The 14,046-nt window shown below is 67.6% G+C and carries 14 protein-coding genes and 2 pseudogenes; 8 read left to right on the plus strand and 8 right to left on the minus strand.

The annotated features are described in order from the left end of the window. The first annotated feature begins 109 nt into the window (after window positions 1-109). Both ABZ459_RS52330 and ABZ459_RS52335 read left to right on the plus strand, forming a co-directional pair. Window positions 110-424: a DUF72 domain-containing protein gene (locus ABZ459_RS52330; protein WP_357988987.1), complete on the plus strand. Its 315-nt coding sequence runs from the start codon at window positions 110-112 to the stop codon at window positions 422-424. Between the two features lie 267 nt (window positions 425-691). After that, entirely contained in the window at window positions 692-850 is a 159-nt protein-coding gene (locus tag ABZ459_RS52335) for a hypothetical protein (RefSeq protein WP_357988961.1), read from the plus strand. 133 nt (window positions 851-983) lie between these two features. Here ABZ459_RS52335 and ABZ459_RS52340 read toward each other — a convergent pair whose 3' ends face one another. The 4 genes from ABZ459_RS52340 to ABZ459_RS52355 all read right to left on the minus strand — a co-directional run bounded on the left by ABZ459_RS52340 (window position 984) and on the right by ABZ459_RS52355 (window position 3,869). After that, window positions 984-1,451: a hypothetical protein gene (locus ABZ459_RS52340; RefSeq protein ID WP_357988963.1), complete on the minus strand. Its 468-nt coding sequence runs from the start codon at window positions 1,449-1,451 to the stop codon at window positions 984-986. A gap of 167 nt (window positions 1,452-1,618) precedes the next feature. Beyond that, window positions 1,619-2,527, minus strand: coding sequence for a hypothetical protein (locus tag ABZ459_RS52345; protein ID WP_357988965.1), 909 nt, complete (start codon window positions 2,525-2,527; stop codon window positions 1,619-1,621). Between the two features lie 521 nt (window positions 2,528-3,048). Beyond that, complete coding sequence (locus ABZ459_RS52350; protein WP_357988967.1) at window positions 3,049-3,210, minus strand: hypothetical protein; 162 nt, start codon at window positions 3,208-3,210, stop codon at window positions 3,049-3,051. A 329-nt stretch (window positions 3,211-3,539) separates the two neighbouring features. Then, window positions 3,540-3,869 carry a hypothetical protein gene (locus ABZ459_RS52355; RefSeq protein ID WP_357988969.1) on the minus strand — a complete coding sequence of 110 codons (330 nt, stop codon included), beginning with the start codon at window positions 3,867-3,869 and terminating at the stop codon, window positions 3,540-3,542. Window positions 3,870-3,959: 90 nt separating this feature from the next. Here ABZ459_RS52355 and ABZ459_RS52360 point away from each other — a divergent pair, with 90 nt between their 5' ends. The 6 genes and pseudogenes from ABZ459_RS52360 to ABZ459_RS52385 form a co-directional block, all read left to right on the plus strand. After that, complete coding sequence (locus tag ABZ459_RS52360) at window positions 3,960-4,253, plus strand: Tn3 family transposase (protein WP_357988971.1); 294 nt, start codon at window positions 3,960-3,962, stop codon at window positions 4,251-4,253. Between the two features lie 223 nt (window positions 4,254-4,476). After that, on the plus strand, window positions 4,477-4,875 hold the full coding sequence (locus ABZ459_RS52365) for a VOC family protein (protein ID WP_357988973.1): 399 nt from the start codon (window positions 4,477-4,479) through the stop codon (window positions 4,873-4,875). Between the two features lie 36 nt (window positions 4,876-4,911). Next, on the plus strand, window positions 4,912-5,250 hold the full coding sequence (locus tag ABZ459_RS52370) for a YciI family protein (protein ID WP_357988975.1): 339 nt from the start codon (window positions 4,912-4,914) through the stop codon (window positions 5,248-5,250). Continuing rightward, entirely contained in the window at window positions 5,247-6,449 is a 1,203-nt protein-coding gene (locus tag ABZ459_RS52375) for a DUF6596 domain-containing protein (protein ID WP_357988977.1), read from the plus strand. The genes ABZ459_RS52370 and ABZ459_RS52375 overlap by 4 nt, the downstream gene beginning before the upstream one ends. A 362-nt stretch (window positions 6,450-6,811) precedes the next feature. Then, the gene (locus ABZ459_RS52380) at window positions 6,812-7,285 is read left to right on the plus strand and encodes a hypothetical protein (RefSeq protein ID WP_357988979.1); all 474 of its coding nucleotides are present in this window, start codon (window positions 6,812-6,814) and stop codon (window positions 7,283-7,285) included. 358 nt (window positions 7,286-7,643) lie between these two features. Further along, window positions 7,644-7,874, plus strand: a pseudogene (locus ABZ459_RS52385) (DUF4158 domain-containing protein); the annotation flags it as partial. A gap of 39 nt (window positions 7,875-7,913) precedes the next feature. On the opposite strand, the pseudogene ABZ459_RS52390 reads toward ABZ459_RS52385, so the two are convergent. The 4 genes and pseudogenes from ABZ459_RS52390 to ABZ459_RS52405 all read right to left on the minus strand — a co-directional run. After that, window positions 7,914-8,036 (minus strand): annotated as a pseudogene (locus ABZ459_RS52390) (IS5/IS1182 family transposase); the annotation flags it as partial. Between the two features lie 230 nt (window positions 8,037-8,266). Beyond that, entirely contained in the window at window positions 8,267-8,407 is a 141-nt protein-coding gene (locus ABZ459_RS52395) for a hypothetical protein (RefSeq protein WP_357988981.1), read from the minus strand. A gap of 453 nt (window positions 8,408-8,860) precedes the next feature. Then, on the minus strand, window positions 8,861-9,121 hold the full coding sequence (locus ABZ459_RS52400) for a hypothetical protein (RefSeq protein ID WP_357988983.1): 261 nt from the start codon (window positions 9,119-9,121) through the stop codon (window positions 8,861-8,863). Window positions 9,122-9,312: 191 nt separating this feature from the next. Beyond that, window positions 9,313-13,203: a WD40 repeat domain-containing protein gene (locus ABZ459_RS52405; protein WP_357988985.1), complete on the minus strand. Its 3,891-nt coding sequence runs from the start codon at window positions 13,201-13,203 to the stop codon at window positions 9,313-9,315. Between the last annotated feature and the right edge of the window lie 843 nt (window positions 13,204-14,046).

Genomic DNA, 14,046 nt, shown 5'->3' on the forward strand with positions numbered 1-14,046 from the left:
GCACGCCCTGGTCGAGGTCTCGCATCACGGCGGCGAGATCGGCCTGCTGCGCGACCTGTACATACGCCAAGGCGTCTGACACGGCCTCATCGGGGCAGTGCACACCGCCATGGGCAGGGTTCTGGTGGGAACGGCGTCGTGGACGGATCGGTCGTTGCTGGAGTCTGGCTGGTATCCACCGACGGCCACCACGCCAGAAGAGCGCCTCGACCACTACGCGGCGAACTTCCCGCTGGTCGAGGTCGACGCCACCTACTACCACCCGCCCGCGCTGCGAACCGCCGAGCTGTGGCGCGACCGCATACCAGGAACGGGGGGCCTCCATCGCCGCGCTCGCCCGCGCCCACGGCGTCAGTCGCGCCGCCATACGGACCGCCCTCGCCGATCTCCTTCTCAACCAGCCAGACTCGGCCACCTAACGTAAGACCACGAACAGTAATCGTGATCTAGCTCATCGCTACTTTGGGGCTGGGGATGCCTTCGCGAGCAGGACGCCTCTCAAGTTGGCTTCCATCCCCGCGAGCCACTCTAACCACGATTACGCAGAGCTACTTTGCCTCTGGTGACGGCGACCCGAGTGCCGGGCCGTCATGATCGGTGAACCCGCTCAGCTGGCCGATCGGGACCGGCCAGGGCGGAGTCGCTGGCTGGCTACCCGTTCTTCACCCAGCCCATGCTCCAGCGTGGAAGCATGGTCGACGGCCGCTGGCGCCCACCGAAGTACGGACCCCACGAGTACGGCAACCCAGGCCACTTCGCCGCGTTCGAGGTCCCCGCCGAGCGCTTACACCAGGCCCTGCAACGTACCCGCGACGACCAGGAGGCGGCTCTCCGTGAGCTGTTCGCCTGACCTGCCTTGGCTTCCGGTAAGCCCCTGACCAGCAGGCCTCAGGCGGCCATGCCGCATGTGTTGCGGCTGACCTGGACTCCTCCCAGCGGAGTCAGGACCGCACTTTCTACCTCTGCACGCACGGCCTGGATGTTCAGCAGGCGGCCATGTCGCTATAACCGCTGTAGCCGAGGTCGCTGCTGATCTTGATGCTCGCCACGACCGTCACACACCGGCGAACGCTGGCACTGACCGGCCCTGCCGACGATTGGGAGATGGTCTCGATCTCTTTGGCGTCGAACCACCTGCCATAGAGATCCTGGGATCCTTGGCCGGGCTTGGTGGGCCAGTGCATCTGCAGGATCATGTGCTTGATGCGTGTTCTCTGGCTCCACCCGGCGCGAACGGACAGAAAGGCGCACTTCATGCCCTTCTGCGGGTGGGCGTAGGCGTAGATCGTGGCAACCGGAGCCACGAAGGTCCGGCTGTTCCTCTTGTTCCAGTCCCATCGCTGATTGACCGGAACGCTGCTGCGCAGGACGTACCCCTGGCCGCACGGGTTGGCCGTCGTGACGGATGCCTGAGCCGGGGAAGTTGGGGAGGCGATCACGGCGATCAGCACGCCGGCCGCTAAGGCCCTTCGTCGCCAGCCATCCCCTTTTTGACTGGATCTCTGACTGTTCGTCATGCCAGATGTATACAGGCCGGGCCGACGGATGAACAGAGTCTCAAGGGCAACTCAGGCCCCTCGCGTTCGTGCCATCGAGAGCTCGGACAAGAGCCACGAATTTACGAAAGGCTAGGCATCTCCGCGGCCTGATCGTCGGCCGGTACGGTGACCTTCGCCGTGCCCCAGTCCGAGAACACCATCTCCGTCTTCACCGCCGCCCCCTCCAGCGGCACGTTCATGACCAGCTTGGCCGGCAGCCCGTCGGCGCCCAACCAGACGTCGTAGGAGCAGCTGACCCCCTGCGCCACCTGCTCCAGTACGGCCCCAAGCCGGATCTGGTACTGCTCGCCCAGGTCTGGGACGCCCTTCATCACCTTCTGCAGTTCCTCCTTGCCGAGCTTGGCCTTCACGGCAGCCAGCGACTGGTCGAAGTTGGCCGCCACGTACGCCTTGGACCCGGTCTGCTTCAGCGCCTGCCCCAGGTCGTAGGTGACGGTGTAGTGGGTGCCGAGCGGATCCGGCGCGGAGGTGAGCTTGCCGGTGGCGTACAGGTTCACGTCACGGGCCCGCGCAAGGTCCTCGACGACGCTGTCGGCGCCCCCGGGCGCGATCAGCCCGACCATCCCCTTCTGCTCCTCGCCGAACTTCAGCCACGGCTTGCCCTTCGCCCAGTCGGCGTACTCGTCCGTGGCCGCCACGTACGTGGCCTTCTCGGTCTGGATGACGTGCGTCTTCTTTCCTGGAGACAGGGGGTCCTCGGAGGTCATGTCCACCCGGGTCGCCGTGCCCTCCAGGTGAATGAGCACGTCGGACTTGACGGCCGCCTCGTCGCCGGTCACCGACACGGCCATCTTGAGACTCTTGTGCTTGGTGAGCTGGGTGTCGAGGACACGCACCACGGCCGCGACCTCGGTCAGGGCGGCCGGAGCACTGGGGGTGGCGGAGGCCGCCGGCACGGGCTTCTCGCCGCCGCCACATGCGGTCAGGGTGGCGAGCATGAGAACGGCGGGCGCGACTGCACGGCGCATGAAGAACTCCAAGAGGGGGATTCGGCAATTCGTGCAGAAAGATCGCGCATGAGAAATCGGCGGTTCTGCCCGCCCAGATAGGGCGATTTATGCCGGGCGGCATCGTAGCAGCCGGCCTACCAGGGCAAATAATGGATCAAGAGGGCACGGCGCAGAGCAGACGATTGTCCCCCCGCTGCCACACCATGCCGGCCTCCCGAACCCCCCGCCGCACGCAACGCCATCTCATGCTGCGACAACAACGGCGACTCCGAGCCGTCGTGCAGCGCGACGCGCTCCGGGACCAGACCGTCGAGCATGGGGTCTGCGGCGAGCGCCAGCGGATGTAGGCACCGATCGCCGCGTTCTGCTCGTCATGACTGCGGTGGTCGGTGCCGTTCAGCGTGCAGTAGCGCAGCGCGGCGACTCTGATTCGATCCAATTCAGGGTTCACCGCCGGAGGTCAATTAGTGTCGTTGCCAGCGCTGTCGAAGCGGGGACGAAACTCAGCAGATAATAAGGAGCGGTCATCGATGACGGACTCAGACCGGCGCCGGACCGGACAGCCCGAGATGGACGCGCTGCTCGACCAGGCCGACGCCGCACATCAAGTGGTGGCCGAGGTCGTGACGATCATCCACGCCGAGCGCATCGTCTCTCAAGCCCGGCTCGCCGAGCTCGTCGCCGAACACGAGGCGCTGCACGAGCGGTACCAGCAGGCCGAAGCCGAGCTCGACGCCGCGTCGGCCGCCGGCGATCCGGGCCAGCTCCTCAGCGCCTGCCGAGCTCGCGATGAGGCTAGCGCCGTCTGTGACGTGTCGGCCGCGTGCTGCGCGAGGAGATGGCGGGGCTGGCGGAGGCGGGATTCGAGCGCAACGGTGCGCTCCTGGGTCAGGTGCGCACTGCCTGGCGGGCTGAGGACGCCGCGCGCGCAGCGCTCCGGGGCGACACCGAACGGCAGGGGTGAGGCAGCCATGCCGCGAGAGCAGCTGCCGCGGCGCTGCAGGGTCTGGCAGGGTTCGGCTGTGGGTGATCATGAACTGGATGATGGAGTGGTTCGGCTTCGCGAGTGGGCCGATGAGGATGCCGGCTGGTATGCCGAGAGCACGCGCGACCCGCTGATCCAGCGGTTCACGGTGGCCATGCCGTCCAGCAGGCGTTCGAGGCCGAAGGCGAACAGTGATTCCAGGTCGAGCTCCGCGCCCGGCTCTGCGACCTGGGTGATCAGCGGCCCGTCGACGGACAGCTTGGCCTGGCCCCATTGCTTGCTGGTCATGCCCGTATCCAGTTCGGCGATGGCCTCGCTCTCGATGTTGATCGCTGTCCCCCGGGCGTAGTTCACGATCGTGCCGTGAACGTGCATGCTAGTGATCGGTCCAGGCCGAGGCCGTCGAGCGCGCGCAGGGTCCATACCCCGTACGCGAGCTGCTCGGGCAGTGTGGCCGGCCGTGTGATGGACACGAGCCGCGGCAGCCAGGGATATGGCAAAGTCGGCGACCTGACCGGCGACGACCGCGAGCACGTCGAGGTCTCCGCGCTGGCGCTGCATCTGGTCGCCGCAGCGATCGCGTACGTGAATACGGTGATGATCCAGATCGTGCTGCGGGACGCGGCCTCGCAGAAACGGCTGAGCCCGGCCGACCGGCGGGGGCTGTCTGCCCTGTTCTGGACCAACCTGTACGGGTGCTTCGAGCTCGACATGAACCGCCACCTGGAGCTGGAGGCCGTCGCCGATCCGCCGCAGTGACCGGGAACGCTGGCGCGCACCCGGCTGTGCGGCGAGGGCCACGCTGGCGGGGGATCATGCAGTGATCGAGCTGCGCCCGCCGCGCGCGGGAATTCGGCGCTGTCGTATCGGGGCCTCGGCCGATCGTCTGTGAGGTGAGGGCCAAGCCATCAGCGGGCATGTCACCGTGTCCGGCGCGCGGACGGTCTGGGACCCTCATCGACCGAGTCCGAAGGAGCGCAGCATGAATCCCACGCTGAACACGATCGACATCGTGGTGTCCGACATGAACGCCTCGATCGCCTTCTACGCCCGGCTGGATCTGGAGTTCAAACTCGATGAGCACTCGCCCGAGCACGCCGGCTGCGATCTGCCGAACGGGCTGCACGTCATGCTGGACACCGAGGGCTTCCGCACGCCGTTCCTGCCCGGCTGGAGCGCGCCGGTCGGCGGGCCGCGCACGCTGCTGTGCTTCGAGTTCGAGGCCCCGGCCAGGGTGGACGCCAGGTACGCCGAGCTGACCGAGGCCGGATACCGCGGGATCGCCGAGCCGTTCGATGCGTTCTGGGGTATGCGGTACGCGACGGTGGCCGACCCTGACGGCAACGGTATCGACCTGTTTGCCGCCCTTGCGGCACGCTGACCACGGCACCCGCACGCAAGATCTGGGGAGAGCGACGTGAAATACGTGCTGATGTTCGTCGAGACCGAAGAGTTCGCCCAGCGCCTGGAGGCCATGGGCGAGCTGGAGCAGCAGGCCGCCTACGCGGCGGTCGGGCAGTGGTTCGCCGACCACGCCGACAAGATCACCCATCACACGCACCTCGCGCCGGTGCACACGGCGACCACGGTGCGCCTGGGGCCGGGCGAGCCGGTGGTCACCGACGGGCCGTTCGTCGAGGGCAAGGAGGTGGTCAGCGGGTTCGCCGAAGTCGAGGTGGCTGACCTGGACGAAGCGCTGAAGATTGCCCGCTCGTGGCCTGCCTGTCCGATCGTGGAGATCCGCCCAGTCTCATGAGCGGGGAGGTGAGCCGAGAGGTGCTGGCCCGCGTGGTGCGTGAGCACGCGGGCCGGCTGGCGGCGTCCCTGGTGTCGCTGCTGGGCGACTTCGCCGCCGCCGAGGACCTGGTGCAGGACGCGGTGGAGACCGCGTTGCGGCGCTGGCCGGCGGAGGGGGTGCCGGAGCGGCCGGACGCGTGGCTGTTGACTGTGGCCCGGCGGCGCGGGCTGGACGTGCTGCGCCGGGAGTCGAACTACCGGGCCAAGCTCGCCCAGCTCACCTGGCAGGCGCCCGCCACGTCCGACGACCGGCTACGGTTGATCTTCACCTGTTGCCACCCGGCGCTGTCGCGGGCCGCGCAGATCGCGCTGACGCTGCGGGTGGTGTGCGGGCTGTCGGTGGCGCAGATCGCCGCCGCGTTCCTGGTGCCGGAGGTGACGGTGGCGCAGCGCGTCACGCGCGCCAAGCGGAAGATCGGCGATGCCGGGATCCCGTACCGGATCCCGCCGCCGGAGGAACTGCCGCAGCGCGTCGGCGAGGTGCTGGCGGTCATCTACCTGCTGTTCAACGAGGGCTACCTGTCCAGTACGGCCGAGCGGGCCCAGGCGCGCGACCTGGTGGAGGACGCCGAGTGGCTGGTCGCGCTGCTGGCGAACCTGTTGCCGAAGGAGCCGGAGGTGGCCGGACTGCTCGCGCTGATCCGGCTGCACCGGGCCCGGGGCGCGGCCCGCTTCGATTCGCAGGGACATCTGGTGCTGCTGGCCCAGCAGGACCGCGGTCTGTGGGACCGGCAGGCCATCGAGCAGGCCACGGCGCTGCTGACGCGGGCCGCCCGCGCCCACCGTCGGCCGGGGCCGTACCAGCTGCAGGCGGCGATCGTGGCTTGCCACGCCGAGGCCGAGACCTTCGCCGCGACCGACTGGGCGCAGATCCTCGTGCTGTACGACATGCTGCTGCACCTGGCGCCCTCACCCGTCACCCGGTTGCACCGGGCCATCGCTCTGCAGCATGTCAAAGGAGCGCAGGCGGCCCTGGCCGAGCTGGCTGATCTGGACCGGGAGCTGGAGCGCTACCCGCTGCTGCACGCCACCCGGGCGGAGCTGCTGCGGGCGCTGGGCCGCCGCGAGGAGGCACGCCGAGACGATGAACGGGCGCTGGCCCTGATCGCCAACCCGGCCCAGCAGGCCCTGCTGACCGAGCGGCTGGAGTGGAACTGACCCACGCTGCGGGGCCGAAGGCCCCGCGTGGATGGGCCCGGCTTCGCTTTAGGCGGCCACGGGCGGATCGGCCAGCCGCCATTCGAGCACGCCGTCGGCCAGGCGCAGCGCGGAGTTCGGCGAACAGAACTGGGTCGACATGGACGAAGACGAGACCGCAGACTGGCACAAGGTCCGCGCGTACCTGGAAGCCGCCGCCGCGACCTTCCGCCGCACCGTGAACCTCATCAGCTAAGTGGTCCGTGCGTGGTACTCCCATCGAAGGGCTGGATCAGCCCGGCACCGCACATTTTCATGGGCAGCGTCGAATCCGTCCCTCGCCCGTTCGTCTTCAGGATATGAGCCCTCATGAAGGAGTAGCCATGTCCTCGGCAACCCTGCCGCCAGCACGTGACCTCCCACAGCGACGAGCCGACACCCTTGACCGTCTGAGCAGCGGATTCCAAATGTGGCTGACCACCGGGAGCGACGGTCACGGGGCACACCTGATCCCAGTCGCCTACGTCTGGAATGGCTCGACCTTGACTACCGCGACCTTCCGCCGCAGTCGCACGGTCTCAAACCTGCGAGCGAGGCCAACGGCGCGGTTGGCGATCGGGGACACCGCCGACGTCGTCCTGATCGATGCCTACACGATTCTGCTCGACGTGCCCAACATCGACGTCGCCTCAGCCGAGGCGTACGCAAAGGTATCGACAGACCCACGCAATGCACCGGACATGTTCCTGTACATCCGCCTCGTCCCCAAGCGGATACTCGCATGGAATTCTCTGGCAGAGTTCAGCGGCCGTACCCTCATGCTCAACGGCTCCTGGCTTGATACCTCCGTTGACTGAGCGTTAGTGGTCGCACCCGTACGGGTCCAGCCGAGATACGGGTAAAACCGGCCATGAGTCGATCTTGAGAACGTCAGGGCGTACCTGCTGCGGGTCCGGGGTTGGGCACTCGATACCGGCGCCAACCTCCCGTGCCGGATGGCGCGTAATCTCGGAAACCGCTTCTCGGTAGAGGAGTGCCGACTCTAGATTCCGCGTTCCGCCTCGCTCACTGTGTTCGGTCGGCTACAGTACGACCCATTCTGTGGTGATCGGGGCTGCTGGGGAAGGCTGTGCCTGATGGCCTCGATCGACAAGACCGCCTACCCACGGTTCAAGCGGACCATCTCCGAGCGCGAACTGCGCGGCGTACTCGCCAAGCCTGGCGGAGATGGACTGGGCGCGGGAGATGACCGACAGCGACGAGACCCGGCTGTCGCTGATGGTGTGGCTGAAGTGCTGTCAGCGGCTGGGACGGTTCCCCAGGCTCGCCGAAATCCCGGCCCAGGTGATCGAGCACGTACGGAACGAACTGGGTCTGCCGGAGCAGGTCGGCATGACGGACGTGGCCGAGCGAACGGGACGCAACCACAAGACGCTGGTACGGTCCCGGCTGGGGCTGGACGGCGACCAGGGACTGCTTCTTAGATCAGGTTCGGAGCCAGATGACCAGGGCGGCCAGGGTGACGGTACCGAGGAAGATGTAGGCGCGTTTGTCGTAGCGTGTGGCCACGGCCCGGAAGTTCTTCAGCCGGTTGATTGCCCGTTCGACTGTCCCTCTACTGTGGGCGAGCCGTCCCCCGTCGCAGCGCATCAGTGAGAAAGCGCAACTCCGCCTCGGTCACCCTCGACTGTCCTGTCTTCGCTTGAAACCACTGCTCCCGAGCCCGTCTGCGCTACCTGCTCCACCTCGTCGCCGGCTTGTGCGCAGTTTGGGGAAGATGTGCATGGGGGACATCACTGTGATGGCGTCGGTCAGCTGCACTGCTCCTCACCGGAAGATCATGTAGCTCGTGGGAGGCACAGTCGAGATGCCCGGCCCTGCGCGATCTCGTCGAACGCCTCGTCCCATTCCTTGTCGGAGTACTTCATGACGACCGTGAGCGGCCTGCGCCTGCCGAGAACCACATCCGCCCAGGTCATAACCCTGCGATGGCTTCGCGTGGCGACGCGAACGCCAGCGACCAGGAAAGGGTGAACGCGTGCGGCATGATGATCGGCCGTGCTCCTTCGCCTGGCTCACCGTCACGAACACGTTCGCCGCACTGCGGCTGCTGCCTATGGGCGATCGAACAAGGACATCGAGATCCTCGCACTGCGCCAACGGATCACCATCCTCGAACGCCAACTCGGCGCCGACACCAGAGTGCGATTCGCACCCGGGACTGAGCCCTATCGCCGCTCTCCTGACCTCATTGCCTCGCGAACTCCTACGCCAGCTGGCCTGTCACTCCCGGCGGGTGAACGGGGCGAGACCGCCGGCCACGCGATGGCATCCACGTGGCACCCGCCTCACCTCAGAAAGCGCAAGGCCCGGTGTGCCCGATGATGGGCCTGCGGGGTGACCCGCCTGCTGGAGAAGTACGCCAGGCTCGACTATGCCGAGGCCAGAGCCTGGGTGACTCCAGTGCGGGAGGCCCGCTCGATCGTGTCGATCAGCCGGTGCCGCCGCAGGGCATGGTCGAAGCCGGGCACAGTGTGCGTGCCCTCGCGGATGTCTCGCCCGAAGCGCGCGTACAGCTGGGCTACGCCCTGGGCCGTCGCGGGCAGGTCGCGCGGGACCAGATGGAAGAGTCTGTCGGGAAGGGCGATGTCGGCCTGCGTCCGGGCATCGCCGCGGCCGCCCCGCAGCCGCATGTCGAGAGCCTGGAGGTTGCCGTTGACGCCAGGCGCGGTCAGGACCAGATCGCCGTCGGTAGCGTTGATCCCCCAAGGGCGGCGCGATCAATGGTGATCTTCCGCCGGGCAAGCCATCCCGCTTGGCCCGGCACTCTCTGCGCGTTCCGGCTCGTCGCGCAGTGGCGCGACGAGGGCCAAGGCCTGTCCGGTTACCTCCCAGTCGGGCAGGTGGCCTGATATGGCGCCTCGGGGACGTACTGCTGCCATTCTCGCAGGGTGAACCCGCGGCCCGCGATGCCGCAGACCGCTCCAAGAAGATCCTTCGGCAGGGCGACGTCCCAAATCCGCACCGTCCCGTCGGGGCTGCTGCTGGCCAGACGGGTGCCGTCCGGGGAGAAGACCACCGACGACACCTCGTGGGAGTGGCCAATCATCGGCCTGCCGATCGCGCGGCCGGTCTGGACATCCCAGATCCTCACTGTTTGGTCGCCGCGGACGCCTCCGCCGCTGGCCAGGCGATTTCCGTCGGGTGAGAAGGCCACGGAGGGCACGCCGTCGGTATGGCCGGTCAGCGGCCGACCGATCGGAACGCCGGTACGAGCGTTCCACATCCGTACTGACTTGTCGGTTCCATCGCCGCCGCTGGCCAGGCGGGTCCCGTCGGGCGAGAAGGCCACGGACGACACGCCGTCGGTATGGCCGGTCAGCGGTTCGCCGATCGGCCGACCTGTGTGGGCGTCCCAGATCCGTACCGTCTTGTCATTGCTGCCGCTGGCCAGGCGGGTCCCATCGGGCGAGTAGGCGACCGATGTCACCCCTTCGGTGTGGCCGGTCAGTGGCTTGCCGATCGGCCGGCTGGTACGGGCATCCCAGATCCGCACGGTGCCATCGCCGCTTGCGCTGGCCAAGCGCGCCCCATCGGGCGAGTAGGCGACCGATGTCACCCATTCGGTGTGGCCGGTCAGTGGTTTGCCGATCGGCTGGCCGGTGCGGGCGTCCCAGATCCGTACCGTCTTGTCATCGGTGCTCGCCAAACGCGCCCCATCCGGTGAGTAGACCACTGACCACATATTGGCGGTGTGGCCGGTCAGGGCCTTGCCGATCGGGTTGCCAATGCGGGCGTCCCAAATCCGCACGGTGCCATCGCCGCTTGCGCTGGCCAAGCGCGCCCCATCGGGTGAGTAGGCGACCGATGTCACCCATTCGGTGTGGCCGGTCAGTGGTTTGCCGATCGGCTGGCCGGTGCGGGCGTCCCAGATCCGTACCGTCTCGTCGTTGCTGCCGCTGGCCAGGCGGGTGCCGTCCGGGGAGAAAACCACCGACTGCACGACGTCAGTATGGCCGGTCAGGGCCTTGCCGATCGGGTTGCCAATGCGGGCGTCCCAGATCCGCACGGTGCCATCGCCGCTTGCGCTGGCCAAGCGCGCCCCATCGGGTGAGTAGGCGACCGATGTCACCCATTCGGTGTGGCCGGTCAGTGGCCTGCCGATCGGCTGGCCGGTGCGGGCGTCCCAGATCCGTACCGTCTCGTCGTTGCTGCCGCTGGCCAGGCGGGTGCCGTCCGGGGAGAAAACCACCGACTGCACGTCGCCAGTATGGCCGGTCAATGGTTCGCTGATCGGCTGGCCGGTGCGGGCGTCCCAGATCCGCACCGTCTCATCGGCGCTGCCGCTGGCGATCCGGGTGCCGTCCGGGGAAGCGGCCACCGACGTCACGATGTCAGCGTGACCGGACAGCACGGCGCGTTGGGGTCGACTGAGCAGGGAAGCCATACTCGCTGATACTTCGGCGGAGGGGAGGATTGACCAGGCGGCGGCAGCCAGGCGCGCGGAGGTGGCGGGGTCCTCCGCGATCAACTCGCTGTCGCTGTAGCCGGCAATCAGCCGGGACAAGATCTGCGCACTGCGATCGAGAGCCATGGCACGCTGGTGGTCGGCCTCGGCGCGTTGCTGGTCGGCGTCACGGCCGAAACGGATGGCAGCCACCGCGGTGACGACCGAGATGATGAGCAGGGTGGCTAGAACCCCGGCTGCTGATCGCCACCGCCGTCGGCTCCGCGCTGCGACCCGTGCGCCGTCTTCCAGGAAGGTGTGTGCGGCGTTGGATAGCCCTAGGGCTGGGTGCCGGTCGGGGTCTGCCCGCCAGCGTGCGACAGCGGCCCGTGCTTCTTCAAGGCGAGAGCCTCGATAAAGGAAGGCGGGATTGCGGCTGCGTCGGTCCCATTCGGCGGCGTCGTGGACAAGCTGACTGTGCAGGATCCTGTCGTCCTGGTCCTCACCAAGCCAGGCGCGGAGGCGGGGCCAGGCGGTCAGTAACACGTCATGGGCCAGTTCCACTGCTGCACTCTGCCCCCCATCTGCTGGAGCCTGTGATGATGTCGCTGGTGGCCGCTCAGATGCAGCTGGCGCTGCGGTGCCGGTAAGGAGAGGTGGCCTAGCTGATCGTGCAGTCGGTACGGCTGCCGGGCCAGGCGCCGGTTCCGGCGGTCGTCCAGTGCTCATGACCGACGTGGTGATCAGCAGGCGAGCCGTGGTGAACGCTTCTATGACTTGTTCCGCCTGCCGGCTGTTACTGGTTTGGCCGGTGGGCTCTCTTGCGAGGCTAGGGTCGGACCGGACCAGTTGGGCCAGCTCCTTGACGGTGACGCGACGTCGGCTGATCCGCCCGTCGGCGCTGGTGATCGTCAAGGCCAGCAGGATCCGGTGCGCGGCTCGCTGCTGCGGCTCATTCAGGCTGTTGTAGGTGTCCTCGGCGGTGTCGGTGACGGCAGAGGCCACACCGCCTGCCCGGTCGTAGGAGGCGTAGGTCAGCCGGACGCCTTCGCGCTGCTTCCAGGTACGGGCCATGGCCATCGACAGCAGTGGCAACGCCGCCACATCTCCCGAGATCGCAGCTGTGCTGACTAGGCCGGACTGGGCGCTTGTGGTGCGCAGGTGGCCGATCAGGTCATCGACGACCTGCTTGGCCAGGCCATCCTCGATCCGTAGACCGGCCGCTGCGGCCGGCCCGGTGATTGCCCGCTGGAGTTCCTGCTCGGTCATGGGCCCCAGCACGAACGTCTTCTCCTCCAAGGCGTGAGCCAGGAGCGGGTAGGCCGAGCATCGGTCGATGAAGTCACCACGCACCACGAGCATCGCGATCCCTACAGGGAGCTGGTCTGTCGTCCCGGACAGACCACGCTGGTCACGGCTTGCGCTGGGCTCAATGATTGGAGGGACTGACGGTGTGCTCATCACGATGTCCGGGCGGGCGGTGAGCGCTGCAAGGGCAGCCAGAAACTGCTCAGTTTCCTGCCTGCTGTCGGGTTCGCGGGAATCGGTGACGGGGGGAGCGTAACCGGCGGCCAGGGTGAACAGTTCCTCGAATTGGTCGACGACCACGATCAGTCGCTGCCCACCCTGGACCATGCTTGTTGGGGCTTCCGCGTGCGTCGTGGCGCTGGCAGAGCGGCGAATCTGCTCGGCGGCGAGCACCTGCTTGGCCCGTCGCACCACCGCCTCGGTGGGATCGGCCCGCAGTTCAGCTAGGACCTGATCGATGTCGGCACCGCAGCGGACTGCTAGATGGATTGCCAGTTGCTGTAACGGGCGGGGCCCGGGGGTGAAGGTGATCTGTGGCCAGCCGGTCGTGCCGTAGGTCGCGGCCAACGAATCGGCGGCTGTCGTGGACAGCTGAGGAAGCAGCCCGGCGTGCAGGAGGGAGGACTTTCCGGCCCCTGAGGCGCCGGTCACGATGATCGGGCCCTCCCCAGTGTGGGTGGCCACCATGGTCAGCAGCCGAGCGACGGCCAGTCCGCGTCCGTAGAACACTCTGGCCTCAGCGGGCCCGAAGGGGGCCAGCCCCTGATAGGGACAGAGCCCCACCCAGGCTGCTGAGGGCGCCATCGGGTTGTCCAGCCCTCGGTATGGTGCTGCGCCGCCCATCTCGGGCAGCCGCAGCACCAGCTCGGCCAGCTGCTCATGAACGCTGAGCAGCAGCGCGATCTGACGCTGGCCCTGAGATTGGTGTAACTGCCGCTCGGCATCTTGCCGAGACAGGGTCTGCTGGATCTGCAGGACCGTGCCAGCCAGGGCACGCAACAGCGAACCGAACCTGGCCATCTGCCGCCAAGACCGGCGAACCCGGCAGTCAGTTCCTCCAGCAGCCGGTCCTGGCCGGAGGCCAAGACCTCGCTGACCACAACGGTGGCCACGTCGATCCGCTCCAGCAACGTGGCTAGCATGGTGGCCAGTGCGTCGGCTTGCTCATCCTCGGCTTCCAGCACCGTCTCGAGCCGGGCGGCGAGCTCTTGGCGTACCTGCTCCTCGAACATCGACTGGCCTGCGAGTCCGGAAACGGCTCCAGGAGCGCTCGGCCCGGTCGACGATCTCGTTCGAGCATTGGCGGCGCTCAAGGCCTCGCTGATGAGGGTGGCCAGCACATTGGCCCCGAGCGAGCCCACCACCTGTAGTCCGGCGACTGCGGCCGGCAGGCCCGGTTCGGCTAACGCGATCGGAAGCAGGGAGCTGGCGCACAAGCCTGCCAGCATGGCCCGCGGGCTCGCCCAGGCAACACCCCGACCGGTCATCGCCGCAATGTGACGGATCCAGTGGCGTGCTCCATCCTGCGCGGCAGCGACCTCACCTCCGCCGTCCCGTGACAGCGGGGGTTGCTCGGCCGATTCGGCCCCTTGCGGTCCACTCACCTGGCCACCCACCTCCGCCCCATCCGCCGGTGGCGCTCACGCTGGAGGCGTGCTCGGTCTGCCCTGTTGACCGGCAGATGCACAGGCTTATCGGTTGAGGACCGTGATCCGCTACGTCGTGCCGAGTAGGTCTCGCACAGGGATGGCCGCGCTGACTGGCGCCCCTAGTACTACAGCGAGGCTTTGAGATGTTTCAGTCGATGTCTTCTGTAGTGGCTGGCTCGGGCGCGGGTCTGATGGAGGCGCCGGTAGTGGGACC

Source organism: Nonomuraea sp. NPDC005692, assembly GCF_040631115.1.
Classification (GTDB): domain Bacteria; phylum Actinomycetota; class Actinomycetes; order Streptosporangiales; family Streptosporangiaceae; genus Nonomuraea.

Excerpts from the sequence above, each read along its gene's own strand:
- ABZ459_RS52365 (WP_357988973.1), top strand. The coding sequence starts at position 4,477 with ATGAATCCCACGCTGAACACGATCGACATCGTGGTGTCCGACATGAAC.
- ABZ459_RS52395 (WP_357988981.1), bottom strand. The coding sequence starts at position 8,407 with ATGACCTGGGCGGATGTGGTTCTCGGCAGGCGCAGGCCGCTCACGGTC.
- ABZ459_RS52345 (WP_357988965.1), bottom strand. The coding sequence starts at position 2,527 with ATGCGCCGTGCAGTCGCGCCCGCCGTTCTCATGCTCGCCACCCTGACC.
- ABZ459_RS52375 (WP_357988977.1), top strand. The coding sequence starts at position 5,247 with ATGAGCGGGGAGGTGAGCCGAGAGGTGCTGGCCCGCGTGGTGCGTGAG.
- ABZ459_RS52330 (WP_357988987.1), top strand. The coding sequence starts at position 110 with ATGGGCAGGGTTCTGGTGGGAACGGCGTCGTGGACGGATCGGTCGTTG.
- ABZ459_RS52355 (WP_357988969.1), bottom strand. The coding sequence starts at position 3,869 with ATGCACGTTCACGGCACGATCGTGAACTACGCCCGGGGGACAGCGATC.
- ABZ459_RS52400 (WP_357988983.1), bottom strand. The coding sequence starts at position 9,121 with ATGCGGCTGCGGGGCGGCCGCGGCGATGCCCGGACGCAGGCCGACATC.
- ABZ459_RS52335 (WP_357988961.1), top strand. The coding sequence starts at position 692 with ATGGTCGACGGCCGCTGGCGCCCACCGAAGTACGGACCCCACGAGTAC.
- ABZ459_RS52405 (WP_357988985.1), bottom strand. The coding sequence starts at position 13,203 with ATGGCCAGGTTCGGTTCGCTGTTGCGTGCCCTGGCTGGCACGGTCCTG.
- ABZ459_RS52360 (WP_357988971.1), top strand. The coding sequence starts at position 3,960 with ATGGACACGAGCCGCGGCAGCCAGGGATATGGCAAAGTCGGCGACCTG.
- ABZ459_RS52380 (WP_357988979.1), top strand. The coding sequence starts at position 6,812 with ATGTCCTCGGCAACCCTGCCGCCAGCACGTGACCTCCCACAGCGACGA.